General features: G+C 43.0%; 12 protein-coding genes. 5 read left to right on the top strand and 7 right to left on the bottom strand.

The genetic code is table 11. The features are described 5' to 3' along the window. Positions 1–28: 28 nt before the first annotated feature. Together AC57BQ_RS15325 and AC57BQ_RS15320 are read right to left on the bottom strand one after the other, a co-directional pair. Positions 29–2,944 (bottom strand): glycoside hydrolase family 38 N-terminal domain-containing protein, encoded by a 2,916-nt coding sequence (locus AC57BQ_RS15325; protein WP_496407115.1) that lies wholly within the window; start codon positions 2,942–2,944, stop codon positions 29–31. 159 nt (positions 2,945–3,103) lie between these two features. Continuing rightward, positions 3,104–5,428 carry a family 20 glycosylhydrolase gene (locus tag AC57BQ_RS15320; protein ID WP_496407114.1) on the bottom strand — a complete coding sequence of 775 codons (2,325 nt, stop codon included), beginning with the start codon at positions 5,426–5,428 and terminating at the stop codon, positions 3,104–3,106. Positions 5,429–5,671: 243 nt separating this feature from the next. Between AC57BQ_RS15320 and AC57BQ_RS15315 the strand changes: the two genes are divergently transcribed. Continuing rightward, the gene (locus tag AC57BQ_RS15315; protein WP_090466953.1) at positions 5,672–6,040 is read left to right on the top strand and encodes a nuclear transport factor 2 family protein; all 369 of its coding nucleotides are present in this window, start codon (positions 5,672–5,674) and stop codon (positions 6,038–6,040) included. An 85-nt stretch (positions 6,041–6,125) separates the two neighbouring features. Here the strand turns inward: AC57BQ_RS15315 and AC57BQ_RS15310 are convergent, their stop codons facing one another. Further along, on the bottom strand, positions 6,126–6,872 hold the full coding sequence (locus tag AC57BQ_RS15310; protein ID WP_496407113.1) for a hypothetical protein: 747 nt from the start codon (positions 6,870–6,872) through the stop codon (positions 6,126–6,128). Positions 6,873–7,098: 226 nt separating this feature from the next. Between AC57BQ_RS15310 and AC57BQ_RS15305 the strand changes: the two genes are divergently transcribed. From AC57BQ_RS15305 to AC57BQ_RS15290, 4 genes are all read left to right on the top strand, one after another. Next, positions 7,099–7,503: an EVE domain-containing protein gene (locus AC57BQ_RS15305; protein WP_090467680.1), complete on the top strand. Its 405-nt coding sequence runs from the start codon at positions 7,099–7,101 to the stop codon at positions 7,501–7,503. Beyond that, the gene (locus AC57BQ_RS15300; RefSeq protein ID WP_496407112.1) at positions 7,503–8,657 is read left to right on the top strand and encodes a carbohydrate-binding family 9-like protein; all 1,155 of its coding nucleotides are present in this window, start codon (positions 7,503–7,505) and stop codon (positions 8,655–8,657) included. Before AC57BQ_RS15305 ends, AC57BQ_RS15300 begins: the two co-directional genes overlap by 1 nt. Then, positions 8,654–9,733 (top strand): family 10 glycosylhydrolase, encoded by a 1,080-nt coding sequence (locus tag AC57BQ_RS15295; protein ID WP_496407111.1) that lies wholly within the window; start codon positions 8,654–8,656, stop codon positions 9,731–9,733. The genes AC57BQ_RS15300 and AC57BQ_RS15295 overlap by 4 nt, the downstream gene beginning before the upstream one ends. An 88-nt stretch (positions 9,734–9,821) precedes the next feature. Next, positions 9,822–10,805, top strand: a complete 984-nt coding sequence (locus AC57BQ_RS15290; RefSeq protein WP_496407110.1) for an aldo/keto reductase — start codon at positions 9,822–9,824, stop codon at positions 10,803–10,805. Positions 10,806–10,920: 115 nt separating this feature from the next. Here the strand turns inward: AC57BQ_RS15290 and AC57BQ_RS15285 are convergent, their stop codons facing one another. From AC57BQ_RS15285 to coaE, 4 genes are all read right to left on the bottom strand, one after another. After that, positions 10,921–11,370: a MarR family winged helix-turn-helix transcriptional regulator gene (locus AC57BQ_RS15285; protein WP_496407109.1), complete on the bottom strand. Its 450-nt coding sequence runs from the start codon at positions 11,368–11,370 to the stop codon at positions 10,921–10,923. An 84-nt stretch (positions 11,371–11,454) separates the two neighbouring features. Further along, positions 11,455–11,631, bottom strand: a complete 177-nt coding sequence (locus AC57BQ_RS15280) for a C1orf53 family protein (RefSeq protein WP_496407108.1) — start codon at positions 11,629–11,631, stop codon at positions 11,455–11,457. Positions 11,632–11,997: 366 nt separating this feature from the next. After that, positions 11,998–12,933: an MBL fold metallo-hydrolase gene (locus tag AC57BQ_RS15275; RefSeq protein WP_496407107.1), complete on the bottom strand. Its 936-nt coding sequence runs from the start codon at positions 12,931–12,933 to the stop codon at positions 11,998–12,000. Positions 12,934–13,029: 96 nt separating this feature from the next. Further along, a complete protein-coding gene (gene coaE / locus AC57BQ_RS15270) occupies positions 13,030–13,662 on the bottom strand; it encodes a dephospho-CoA kinase (protein WP_496407106.1) in 633 nt (210 codons plus the stop codon). Between the last annotated feature and the right edge of the window lie 74 nt (positions 13,663–13,736).

Raw genomic sequence — 13,736 nt, 5'->3', positions numbered from 1 at the left:
GTCAATTTATACAACCTGGAGATAATGATCATTTATCTACCCTAACGCTTAGTACTCCCTTAGCAGGGATAGTAAAATGATTCCCTAACTCCTTCAGCTTATCCTCCATCAAATTACTTTCCCAAACTTTAATAGCGGATACTGTATTCGGAGTGATGCCCACTTCACTATCGGTGTCGCCGCTGTTCACTAATTGTGCTATCACACCCAAGCCGTCGTCGGTAGGTTTGATGGCTTCCACGTAAATGTTATCACCATTGATCTTAAAGAACAGGCCTTTTTCCGGCGCGCTGGTGGCTGCTGATACGACCAGGGGCTGATGATTATTCAGGCCGGTTTGGTTGGCTTTAAAGCTGTTAAAACCACTTTCATGGGCTTGCATAAAGTAGTGGAAAGTAGCTTTACCTTCCTGATCGGCGCGGAAATTGGTATGCCATAGGTTGTTCATCACCCAGGAATACAAAACCGGTGATTGCGGGGTGAACGAAAGCCATTGTGGTGCATGATGTAAGCCCCCCAGCAGATTGCCAGTAGTAATGTTACCTATCTCAAATAATGGCGCGTCAGGGCTCGACCAGGTAATGCCATACGCGTTGTTGGATACATCAACCCAGCGCTGCATCGTAAACCAGTTGTGGTTGGCATAAGGCAACTGATCGGCCTCGGCACGGGCGCTGCCCCAGGGAATACTGTAGCGTACTTGTGCACCCGGTACATTAAAGGGAAATGCAAAATGTACACTTTCCTTGCGCCTGATAGCGGTTTTATCTATCGTATTGATGATTTCCACCTGATCCAGTCCGCTTACCAGTCTTACTTCGCGGGTAATGCCCCGGGTTCCGGGAGCATCCGAAGTAATGAGCATACTTACTACCAAAGGTCCATTTTCTTTGATGCTGATATGGGTATTGGTAGAGCTTACCAATTTCTTTAATGAATCGCCCGGCATATACATATATTGGTTTAACCCGGCTGAATCCACAGCAACATAATTACGACCAGATATTCCTTTGATCAGTTTTACGATATTGCCGCTTTTGGGATCCATAGCAACCGAATAAACGCCATTGCTTAAACTGTTCCCACTAACCTTGGCCTGTCCATTGCTGAGAGCTTTGCCTGCATAAATGGTATAGGTTTTTTTACCCAGGGCTGGTACAGCATCCGCCACAAAAGCCAGTTCGCCGCTGCTTAAGCGTTGTGAAGGGATCTTTTTACCTGTGGCATCCTTAACCAGATCGCCGGTTTTGCTGAGGCTGGCGGGCACATAAACCACGTCGGTGCGGGGCCAGTTGGTGGTGTTGTATACATCAATGGCATTGGCATGCGTTGCAGATGGTTTTAGGACTTCGGTCATTAAAGAATCCACTTGTTTTTCGGCACGCAGTACGTAGCCTTGCTTTACATTCCATTCACTTTTTACCTTTTCGTTATCGGGCTCGTTCACGCTGTTATAGGCTCCCCAGGTATGCTCGTTGTATAACAGCAGGTTTTTCCAGGTATCGTCAAAAGCAACAACCGGGTAAGCAGGTTTATTACGTATAGCCCAAAGAGCCCCGGTTTGCTTCAGCCTGTCGGATGTAACACGGCTCAAAGCCGTTTCCCGGGCAGCAGAGGAAACCCCGTCTGTCCAGTACTCGGTATAATCGCCGGTAAAAGATGGAATCTCATTTTTGTATTGTTTTTCCAGGTCGTTAAAAAACTGTTTTACCGAGGTGATGATCAGTTTGGGTGAAGTATAATGCTCGTTCCAGGCTTTTACCGCATCGGGTAGTTCCGGGTCGATAGGAGCATTATCGCTCATGGCCCAGGTGAGTATGGTCATATTGTACGGAAAATTGTTCTGCTCCAGATCGCCCAGGTATTGGAAAAGGTATGGGTTCAGGAAGTTTTCTTCGGGGTGACCGGTATAGTAAGGTTTGGGATCATCAATGGTAAAAAAGTTAGGTATTTTGGTGCCTTTAAGCCGATACCCAATGGAGTAGGGCTGGCATTGCCAGAACAACAATTTTTGTTTATCCGATGGCGATAGCCAGTAAAAAGGCTTGTCCTGCCATTTGGCTAGGTTACCGATCCGGTCAGACGCGTTAGGGCCGGATAAAAAGTAATGGATGCCGGTTTGCTCGGCTTGCGCCGCCAATCCCCATGAGGCCCCCGGCACATCCCCCTGGAACATAGTATGGATCTCGATGCCCTGTTCACGTGCCAGTTTTTGCGATTTGGCAAACATCTGCATCAGTTGACGAGAATCGGTCATGCTGGTATTAATATTGCCGTAAGCGCCATCCAGGCTTATCCAGCCTTTTTTTACGGCGTTCCAGAAGCGGGCTTTCTTTTCGGCATTGGCTTGTTTCAGGTAATTATCCACCACCCATATCGCTTCGGTTGTCCACTTAAAACGGGCTTCGGCAGGATAATTCTGTGTTTTTTCGGCCAGGTCGATAGACTCATCAATATTATCCATATGCAGTTTAAGCACCTTGGCCTGTGTGTTGGTATAGCCAATATCAACATGCGAATGGGGCAGCACATAAACACTCCAATTGTCGCGGGCTGGTTCCATATTACAGCGGGCCGTATAAGTTTGCCCGTTATATGCTAAAGTAACAGTAGCCTGGGTAGCTATTTTAATAACAGGGCCGGGCAAGGGTACCTCAAAAACATCCAAACCAACGGCGCTGGCAGGAATGGCGATATTGTCTGTATGGTTATTAAATGAAACCGATAAAGTTCCGGCGTTATAACTTTTGCCATTCTTGAAAAGCAGCCGCGCCACACGCCTGTTTTCGCCATGATATTTTACATAAGCCACCGTAGGCTGCAGGGTTATGGAGGTAAAAGCAGGTTGAGCTTTTTGACCATAAACACCTGTAACCACGGTGCTCAGTAAAAACAGAATAGTGATAAGGCAGAAGCTTTTTATACAGAATTGTCGTCTTTTCATTATAATGGGGATGGCTAAAATCTAACGGAGTAATTTAATATGTTATAATGTACAAACATATAATATAAAATGAATTAATCAAGGTACTTAGCCATAAAATTATAGGCCAAAAACAAAGCCCTTACCGGCATTGATAAGGGCTTTGTGATTGGCCTGGGACTAATTAAACAGCATACCCGGCATAATTTCCTTTTTGCCTGCCGAACCCGGTGGCGATATAAAAACGCGCAACGGAGTTTGCCTTACCCGGTATGATCCGGGTACCGGAACAGGGGCGGTGTAAATATATTTTACCTTGATCGAGTGAAAGCCTTTAGCTAGTGGAAGCGCCGGTTCGCTTTCGGTTATTTTTTCGCCATCAATAAATACCTGGGTATCTGTGTAAGAGGCTGTACTGAAATTGTAAGCGCCATCTGCCGGGATGTTGATATAACCGCTGTACACTATACCAAAGCTGGGATTATCTTTTTTAAAGGTTTCGGCACTTAAACGATCGGTAACGGCCGAATCGGGCGCACTGGCGTAATCCAGTTGCTCGGGCACGGTGAATTTACTTTTGATGAGTTTATAGCTCAGTCCCGGTTTATTGGCAGTATAATTTACTGCCGGTATCAGCGCGCGGTTATACATCAATATGCGGGTAGCTATACTGCGGCGACCGCTTGGTGTGATCACACGTGTTTTAAACTCGCGTTTTTCATTGGGTGGCACTACAATAGTTACCGGTGAAGTATATTCCCAATCGGTATCCAACGGGTCGCGACCGTTATAGGTAATAAAGATCCGGGCACCAGGCACTACAGATTTGGGTGCAAACGTAAACTTATCGCCAAAAACCATGGTGTCAATAACCGGCAAGGCGGTAGGCACACGATAGTTGTAACGGATGGCCTCTAAACGCGCAAAATGTTTGGCCAGGCGTACCTCTGAAAAATTGGTATAGTCTTTATTTTTAGGCAAGCTCCAGGCTACTTCCGAAAGAGCAAACAGTCGCGGCAATATCTGGTATTGCAATTTTGCCACAGTGGGTACGTACTCTGTCCACAGATTACCCTGGGTGCCTATCACATATTTTTGCTCGTCAGGTGTTAATTCTTTTGATACCGGATCGTAATTGTAGGTTTCATCCAAAGCTGCATAACGACCAAAGGAAACCGGTTCCTGCGGTGATCCGCTCTGGTAATGGTCAAAGTAGTTGCCGGTAGTTTGTGGCGTCATGATCACGTTATGTTTTTGATGCGCGGCTGCAATACCCCCGGCTTCGCCCGTCCAGCTCATCACGGTGGCGTTAGGGGCCAGGCCGCCTTCCAGTATCTCGTCCCAGCCAATAATACTGCGGCCCTTGGAGTTCAGGAATTTTTCAATGCGTTGTATAAAATAGCTTTGTAATTCGTGTTCGTCCTTCAATCCTTTTTCCTTAATCAGCGCCTGGCAAAAAGCCGACTCTTTCCAAGGCTGTTTACCAGCCTCGTCGCCACCTATGTGAATGTATTTGCTGGGGAAAAGCTCCATCACTTCAGTCAGTACATTTTCCAGGAAAGTAAAAGTTTCTTCGGTGGGACAATAGATATTGTTGATATCCCTGGCGGGAATCTTGGTATCGGCAGGTGGCTCACATTTGAGTTCGGGATAGGCCCGTAAAGCAGCCTCTGAATGCGCGGGCATTTCAATTTCCGGGATCACATTGATATAACGTTGTGCCGCGAATTTCACCACATCGCGAATATCATCCTGAGTATAAAAACCGCCATAAGATAAGGAATCGGGCCAATCGCGGTTAGTGCCAAAGGAGGTTTGCAACCGGTAAGCGCCCACCTGGGTTAATTTAGGATATTTCTTGATCTCGATGCGCCAACCCTGACCATCAACCAAATGCCAGTGAAAGTTATTCAGCTTATAAGCCGCCATCAGCTCAATAACCTTTTTAACCTGTGGTACGGTAAAAAAATGGCGCGATACATCCAGCATCATCCCCCGGTAACCAAATCTCGGGCTATCTTCAATGGTCACACAACTGAATTTTTCGGTACCCGAAGTTTCTACCGGGAATAATTGCATGAGAGTTTGGATACCATAAAACATACCTGCGTCCTTACCGATAATGGTAATACGGTGCGGAGTGATGGTTAGCTTATAACCTTCTTTAGGCAACGAGGCAGCTCCTTTAGCGGTCAATATGAGGGTGGTTCCTTTAGTCGATTTTACTTTGGAATTGTATTTAGATAGCTTGTTATTAAAATGACGGCTATTCAACAGGAAATCTTTCAGGAAAGCAACATTCCTGTCTTTGATATTATCGGCTTTGATCTGTGTTAACTGACTGAATACAAATGTACCCTGGGTTTTGGTTATGGAAGCCGGCGCCGGAATGATCCCCAAATGCGGGTCATCAGCGGGCGCCTGTGCATTGGCCTGGAATGTTAACATCAGGAAGCTTAAAACGGTTAACAGGAAGTTTAGTCGTGCGGTATAGTTTTGATTCATGATAAAGGTAAAATGATGAATAAACCTGATTGTTCTGCGCTAAAATACTTTATAATAATTTAATCAACAGTATAATGACGGATGTAACAGATTATTGACAATTAGAATTGGATGTATCTGCAGGTGAAACGTGTCGCATAAAATTCAGCAAAAGGTAACCTAAATTTAAAATGCCTGTTCGGGATAATGAACAGATTATTAATAACTTTAACATAACGAACCACCAATTAAAATCATTCAATTATGAACACACAAGAAGTAGCTAACGCATTAGTACAGTTTTGCCGTGAGGGTAAAAACTTTGACGCTATGAATGAACTGTATGCCGATAATATAGTAAGTCAGGAACCAAAAGGGGCCTATGAGGAATTTACAAATGGCAAAGAAGCTGTGATAGAGAAATCAAAGCAGTGGTTTGAATCGGTAGAAGAGATCCATGGCGGCACTGTTTCCGATCCAATTGTAAGCGCGAACTTTTTTGCAGTCACCATGGATACGGATGTCACCTTTAAAGGGATGGGTAGAGTAAATATGCAGGAGATCTGCGTATATGAAGTTAAAGACGGTAAAATTGTTTTTGAAAGATTTTTCTACAGTATACCCGAACAATAAACGATCAGACCAATTATAAAGCTAAAACCCCGCAACATCTGTCGCGGGGTTTTTTGTTGGAATTTTGTTCCTTTGTTACTTGCTTTTACCTGTAAGTAATTTCTCTTTTGAAAAGCTTGTTAAGTTGCCTTTCCTTTTTACCATTTGATTTTAGCGTAATTATATATGTTTTTTGTTCAATCCAATTACCGGTTTTATCATATCGGTATTCGCATTCATAAAGATTTACCGAACCATTTAAATTTTTTGTGGAATAACTAATAGCATCATTATATTGATTATAGTTGCTTTTATCTTCTTCGCTTATAGTAGCAGGAGTAAAACGAATCTTTGCTGTGTCGGAACTAAGCTTTGTTCCATCATTTTTAAATACAGAGGTAACCACTGTGTTTTTATCATAGTTATATTCAGCTGTCTCTTTTCCGAATGGGTTATTATTGGCATCAAAAAGAACCAGTTCAATAGGATCACCTTTGCCGTTATTAACTATTTTCACCACATCAATGATCTTTCCATGCGCAGTACTATCAACGGTTCCTATCAGAAAGCCGTGTTCATCGTATTGATTAGTAGCGATTTCTTTGCCGCGGCCATATTTTAACCATCTTTCAAAGATCCTGGCGAGTTTAAGGTGCCTGGTCGTATCATTGACATAGGTGAGTTTAGCGGTTAATATCCCATCCGGAGTGTACCGTTCTTCTGTCAATAACATCCCGGCGGCATCAAATACTTTTATATTTTTAGCTATCTCCGTATGGCTTGATGAATAAAAGGTATTTTCCTCAATGATCTGCTTCGGCCTCCCAAACTTATATTCTTTACTATCATTCATATGCAAAGCCGTATAAAGACTTTGGGAGTAACAAATTGTTGAAACAGAGAGTAACAATAGTAATACTATAGATTTTGTCATGTATCAAATTTAAACAATAATTTACTGAATGTATGATGCCATTCAAATTTCTTGTCCCTCCATGTTTTTTACAAAATGCTGTTTTAGTTTATCGGTGGATTTTAACATCTTTACAGGTATAAAAACATATAATTCAGAAATATTTATGCAGCACTGGTTAGTCAAATCGGAACCCGTAAAATACAGTTGGGAAAAGTTTAACAAGGATGGACGTACTTTTTGGGACGGTGTGCGTAATTATCAGGCGCGTAACAATTTACGATTGATGAAGGAAGGCGACCTGGTGTTGTTTTATCATAGTAACGATGGTAAAGAAGTAGTAGGAATAGCCAAAGTGGTGAAAGAAGCCTATCAGGACCCAACCACGCAAGATCCTAACTGGGTAGTAGTTGATCTGTCCCCGGTTGAGACCTTAAAGAAACCTGTAACCCTGGAAACCATTAAAGCCGATGAACAATTAAAAGATGTAGGCCTGGTTAGGCAGGGCCGCTTGTCGGTAATGGGCTTAAAACGCGAGGAGTTTGACCGTATATTAGAATTGGGCAGTTAATGAAAATACATATCATTACCTCCAGTTTATTAAAAAGCCGTCGTAAAATGATGGCTTTTACTGTTTTTGCTATTTTGACGCCCTGGCAGCTCAAGGCCCAGGATGTTTTTAAAGGGTTTGAAAACCTGTTTACCGTTCCCGAAAGTTATGTAGTAAAACATACCGGTAAAGCCCCGGTAATTGATGGGGATATTGACGAACAAATATGGCAACAGGCTAAATGGACGAAGGGTTTTGTAGATATTGAGGGCAACCTGAAACCCAAACCTCCATTGCAAACCAATGTAAAAATGCTTTGGGACGATAGCTGCCTATATATCGCCGCCCGCATATACGATCCACATGTGTGGGCCAAACTCAAAAATCATGATGAGGTTGTATATCGGGAGAATGATTTTGAATTGTTTGTCGATCCGTTGAATACCGGGCATCAATATTATGAAATAGAGGTAAATGCCCTGAATACCATTTTCGATCTGTTTTTGACAAAGCCTTACCGTAACGGCGGGGCTGCCATATCAGGTTGGGATGCTCCTGGTTTGCGTACTGCTGTAAAAATACGAGGTACACTCAATGATCCTACTGATACAGACAAGGGCTGGACTGTTGAAATGGCCATTCCATATAAAGCCATTAGCCCCGGTTTCCGGAGAACTGTGCCCCAGAATGGAACTTTATGGAGGATCAATTTTTCGCGGGTTGAATATGATACAAACATTCAAAATGGCCAATACATCAAAGTAAAAGATGCGGCTTCGGGTCGTGATCTGCCAGAACATAACTGGGTATGGTCGGCCCAGGGGCTGATCAATATGCATTATCCGGAGCGTTGGGGCTACCTGTTGTTCAGCGATCATGAGGCCGATGATGTAGTGTTTGAAATGCCTTATGCCGAATTGCAAAAAAGATATTTATGGCTGGTTTATTACAAACAAAAGCAGTGGCAAAGGCAAAATCATGGTTACGCGCAATCATTAAAAGAATTGGGATTGGAAAGTGGTTATAACATTTTAAAAAAATTTAATAACTTACAGCTCGAAGCTACTAAACATCAGTTTATGGCTTTAATTAACGATGAGGAAAATAAAATAACTTATACCATTAACCAGGATGGATTTGTTGAACCCTTAACCACCAATCACCAAACGCCATGAATAAGCGCGAATTTTTAAAAGCCGGTTTAGTAGCCACCGTTGCCGCTCAATTACCTATAAAGGGGCAGGCAAAACCTGTTGCTGTAAGTAAAAAAAAGGTCATGAAAAACTGGATCTGGATCAATCCTAACCTAAAGGATACGGACGAGGATCTGAAAACTAATTACACGGCTTACAAAGCAGCCGGTATTACCGGGATATTTTTCGAGAACGATAGTGAAAGACACTTCCGTGCTGCGAAAGCCGCGGGCATTGAGGCGCATCGCTGGATCTGGACTTTTAACCGTGCCGAAAAAGTAGCCGATCATCCGGAATGGTACAGCAAAAGCCGTAACGGTGATTCCTGTGCAGATAAACCACCTTATGTACAATATTACCGCTGGCTTTGTCCATCGCGTCCAGAGGTTCAGGAGTATTTAACCAGTACCGTTAATGATATATTGACTAAGGATTATGTAGATGGCATCCACCTGGATTATGTGCGTTACTGTGATGTAATACTCCCCGTAAACCTGTGGGATAAATATAAAATTGAACAAACTAAGGAACTGCCCGAATATGATTTTTGCTATTGCGAAGTTTGCCAGGCTAAGTTTAAAGAACAATATGGTAAGGATATCAAAGCTATTCAATACCCAGATGCCAGTCTTTCCTGGCGCTTGTTCAGGTATGGTAATATCATCAGGGTGGTAAACGCGATATCGGCTGTGGCCCATCAGCATAAAAAACCGATCACAGCAGCTGTTTTCCCAACGCCCGAAGTAGCGCGCCGTAATGTACGCCAGGACTGGACAAACTTTAAGCTGGATGGCGTTTGCCCTATGATATATCACGGTTTTTATAAAGAAAGCGTAAGCTGGATAGGTGATGCTGTTGCCGAAGGGATCCACGTGCTTGATGGCAAATTTCCGCTGTATGCAGGTCTTTATCTTTCTGATTTTAATAATGATGAAGAGGTACGCTCCGGTATTCAATATGCCTTGAAAAATGGGGCATCAGGAGTATCCTTCTTTGGGAGGGTTACACCATCGGTATTGGATATTTTGAAACAGGAGAGCGCGGCATTTAAAGCATAGGTCAAAGAATATTTCGATCATACTATTTATAAAGCCGTTTTGTTTATCAGGACGGCTTTGTACTTTTACAACATAGCAAAACTACACTATGAACTACAGGGATTTTAAAGGCACAGCCATTGCCGAAGTTGGATTAGGCACCTGGCAACTGGGCAGCGCCGACTGGGGCAATGTGAATGAATATGAAGCTATCAATATATTAAAAGCCTATACCGATGCCGGCGGCAACTTTTTGGATACTGCCGATGTATATGGCTTGGGCGTTAGCGAAACCGTGATCGGTAAGTTTTTGAAAATTGTTGATCATAGAGTATACGTGGCAACCAAGCTGGGTCGCCGCGGTGATGCTCCGAATGGCTGGCCTCAGAATTTTACCTATGATGCCATGAAACGCCAGGTAGAAGATTCGCTCCGCCACCTGGATATTCCCCGCTTATTCCTGGAACAGTTGCATTGCATCCCCACGGAAGAACTGCGCTCAGGCAAAGTATTTGATCATTTGCGCCAGTTGCAGGAGCAGGGCCTCATTACCCATTTTGGCGCCAGTGTGGAAACATCCGAAGAAGCACTGATCTGCCTGGAGCAAGAAGGTTTGGCTTCGTTACAGATCATCTTTAACCTGTTCAGGCAACATGTGGCCGATGAGGTGTTTGCCAAGGCCGCGGATAAAGGCATAGCTATCATTGCGCGCGTACCATTGGCCAGTGGTTTACTATCGGGTAAATTTACCACACAAACCCAATTTGCTCAAAACGACCATCGTCATTACAATGCCAACGGCGAAGCATTTAATACTGGTGAAACATTCTCTGGTATCGAGTTTAGCGAAGGTGTTAAATTATCAGATAAAATAAAAAGCCTGCTGCCTGACGACCGAATGCCGCAATGGGCCATTCGCTGGATCTTGGATCATCCGGAGGTTACTACCGTAATACCCGGGGCATCTAAAGTAACGCAGGTTAACAGCAATGTGGAGGCGGTTAAATTACCTCATTTATCAGCAGAGGTTCATCAGAAATTAAGATCGCTATATGATGCTGAGATAGTTGATAAAATAAGAGGGCATTTTTAATTTTTTTGAAGTCATCCCGAATTTATTTCGGGATCCCACCTGTTTGGTTAGCCCTGGTAAAGCATAAACCTGGCATGTGGGATGCTGAAACAAGTTCAGCATCCCACATGATTTTTTACCCTCTCAGCTTATCCAGCAGATCGCTGAGTATGGCGGCCTCCTCTTCGGTCATATGATCTTTCAGCATATCTTTGGTTTTAAACTCTTTATCCATTTTTTCCAGAGTTTGTAAACCCAGTTCGCTGATGCGGATATCTACCGCGCGCCTGTCTTTATTGTTGGTACAGCGCGAAACCAGCTCCTTTTGGATCAATCGGTCAACTATGCGTGATGCATCCGACATTTTATCAACCATACGTTCCTTCAACAGGTTTATGGTAGCCGGTTTAGGGTACTGTCCTCTTAATATCCGCAGAATATTAAATTGTTGTTGGGTGATATTATATTTATCAAAGCTGCATTTGAAAGCGTTGGTTAACCAGCCTGCTGTATACGCAATGTTAATTACCGCTTTATGATAGTTATCTTCAAAGTTTGAACTTTGTATTTCGTCGTCAATGCGCATAATTGGTAACAATCAATAAGAATGTAAATATGTTTAATTATTTTTAATTTGAGCTAAGTCTATACGTAAGCCGGGGACTATTCATTACAGCTCGTTTTTATTTATTTCATTTTGAGTATCCGTAATATCTGTTTTACCATAATCCCAGGGGCAGTGCAGGCATTTATTTTTGCAGCAGTAGCCCCGTTTTAAATGATACTCTTTTGTAAAAACAAAATTACCATCCTCATTAATGTAATAATCTATCCCTTCCTGTAACATTTATTTAAGCTGTTTAGCATAGCCCGTTAACAAGCCATGCCATTTTTAACATTTGCTACCGCGATAAAACTTTTTAAACCTTAAATTTTAACACTTTTCGGTTCAAAAACGAGGTGAAAACAGTTCAAAAACACTCAAAAAGCACCAATTTTAACAATTTTTAACAAATTTCAACACAATTTTGATGTGTTTTGAATGGTTTAAAAAGTTGCTAATTGGTTGATAGTTAATAGTTTGATATAAATATTACCCCTCTTTTTGATCATATTTATGCTTAGCTCAACAATCAGCCGCCTCTGAAAAAGAGCGTTAGGGCTATTGTTTATACAAATTTACTAAAAAAATTGGTAATTATAAACGCTTTGCTTAAAGCAGTTTTACAAAAATATCGTTGTTAAAATGCGCTTTTAAATGCCGGCCATCACCATGAAGTGTCCATATTTGTTTGGGTTGGGTGCGGGCTATGGTTTCCAGGATATCGTTCCAATCCACATGGTCTGATATAAACAGGGTATCGCGCTGGTTAACCTGCAGGTTTTTCCAGCCCGAGGCAAAAAGCCGGGTTACGCCCGTAGCCCTGATATAGCTATCAAACGTAAAAGGCGGAACGATGTAAACAAACTCATCCTGCACCTTCATCAGTTTGCGGCCATAAATTCGATGCGGCCCCAATACAATGCCCAGTTTTTGATAGATAGCATTGATGGGCATAATACGGTGATGAACCAGTATCTTTTTCTGTGGCGCGTAAGTGCTGATGAGGTTGATGAGCCGCTGACTTTTACCCAAACCATAAGCGCCCAGCAGGATATTGGTTTTGATGGAATTGATCTTTTGGATCTCGGCAATGGGGTCGGGATGTATCACTTCCGGATCGGCAAAGGTGCTTTCGGTGATCAGTACATCGGTAGTTACCCATTCAATAGGCTCGCAGGTATCATCGGGCTGTAGTTTATAGTCGCCGGTGTACAGGTAGCGGGTACCTTCGTATTCCATCAGCACCTGTGCCGAACCCAGCATATGGCCAGCCGGTATCAGCGTTATGGTTACCCCGCCAATAGTAAAAGGTTCATTAAAGCCCACTATATTAAAAACCTTAGCCGCCGTACGGTCATAGCGCAACTGCATAACGCTGGCTGTTGCCCGGGTACAATAAACATCCTGATTACCGCTTACGGCATGATCGGCATGGCCATGGGTTATCACCGCTGTTTTGGCGGGTAGTTTAGGGTCCAGATAAAAATCACCGTATTTGCAATACAGGCCCTTTTCATCTATCTGTACAAAATCGTCAAGTATCATTTTTTTGAAGCTAAAAGCTAAATGCATAAAGCTAAAAGCTATTGCACTGATTTTTATTGATATGGTTAGGTACTCCTTGCGTTTTCGAATATTTGGCTATTTTCTTGATTCTTGACTCTTGATTCCTGATTCTTGACCCGTGGCGAGGGTTAAATATTGCTGGTGTAAGGTCAATACCTGCGGAATGACCAGCTGATGGTCATCGTTAACGATGACATCATCGGCCAGCTGTTTCTTTTTTTCTTCGGTAAACTGGCGGGCTTCGCGGCTTTCCACTTCAGCACGTGAAATATGGTCGCGTTGTATTACGCGGGCTATACGGTTTTCTAAAGGGGCGGATACGAGCAAACTGCGGTCGCACATTTTATAAGAGTCGCTTTCAAACAACAGGGCGGCCTCTTTGATCACATAGGGCGCCTCATGGATATTTTGCAGCCAGGTATCAAAAGCCCTGAAAGTTGCCGGATGTACCAGCGCGTTTAGCTTTTTAAGTTCGGCTTCGTTATTAAAAACAATACCGGCAATGTGTTTACGGTTCAGGCTGCCATCATCAAAATAGGATGCCGCACCGAACGTTTGTTTTAAGGCATCAATCAAGATGGCATCGGTCACCATCACTTTTTTTGCCTCGTCGTCGGCATAAAAAACGGATATACCCAAAAGCTCGAAAACTTTGGCTACCGTAGTTTTGCCACTACCTATATTACCTGTTAAACCTATTTTAAGCATTTTTGGGAGATTATGAGATTATAGGATTTTTGGATTATAAGATTTTTTGAAATAGGGTCGTCTAAATCGATTAT

The sequence above is a fragment of the Mucilaginibacter sp. BGA-UO-ETr-C110 genome, from assembly GCF_059567985.1.
The sequence above is the reverse complement of the archived record's forward strand: the minus strand, read 5'-3'. Positions and strand labels throughout refer to the sequence as shown.

Coding starts and splice junctions, on each gene's coding strand:
- AC57BQ_RS15310 (WP_496407113.1), bottom strand. CDS start 6,872: ATGAATGATAGTAAAGAATATAAGTTTGGGAGGCCGAAGCAGATCATT.
- AC57BQ_RS15280 (WP_496407108.1), bottom strand. CDS start 11,631: ATGTTACAGGAAGGGATAGATTATTACATTAATGAGGATGGTAATTTT.
- AC57BQ_RS15285 (WP_496407109.1), bottom strand. CDS start 11,370: ATGCGCATTGACGACGAAATACAAAGTTCAAACTTTGAAGATAACTAT.
- AC57BQ_RS15300 (WP_496407112.1), top strand. CDS start 7,503: ATGAAAATACATATCATTACCTCCAGTTTATTAAAAAGCCGTCGTAAA.
- AC57BQ_RS15315 (WP_090466953.1), top strand. CDS start 5,672: ATGAACACACAAGAAGTAGCTAACGCATTAGTACAGTTTTGCCGTGAG.
- AC57BQ_RS15295 (WP_496407111.1), top strand. CDS start 8,654: ATGAATAAGCGCGAATTTTTAAAAGCCGGTTTAGTAGCCACCGTTGCC.
- AC57BQ_RS15290 (WP_496407110.1), top strand. CDS start 9,822: ATGAACTACAGGGATTTTAAAGGCACAGCCATTGCCGAAGTTGGATTA.
- AC57BQ_RS15325 (WP_496407115.1), bottom strand. CDS start 2,944: ATGAAAAGACGACAATTCTGTATAAAAAGCTTCTGCCTTATCACTATT.
- AC57BQ_RS15275 (WP_496407107.1), bottom strand. CDS start 12,933: ATGATACTTGACGATTTTGTACAGATAGATGAAAAGGGCCTGTATTGC.
- coaE (WP_496407106.1), bottom strand. CDS start 13,662: ATGCTTAAAATAGGTTTAACAGGTAATATAGGTAGTGGCAAAACTACG.
- AC57BQ_RS15305 (WP_090467680.1), top strand. CDS start 7,099: ATGCAGCACTGGTTAGTCAAATCGGAACCCGTAAAATACAGTTGGGAA.
- AC57BQ_RS15320 (WP_496407114.1), bottom strand. CDS start 5,428: ATGAATCAAAACTATACCGCACGACTAAACTTCCTGTTAACCGTTTTA.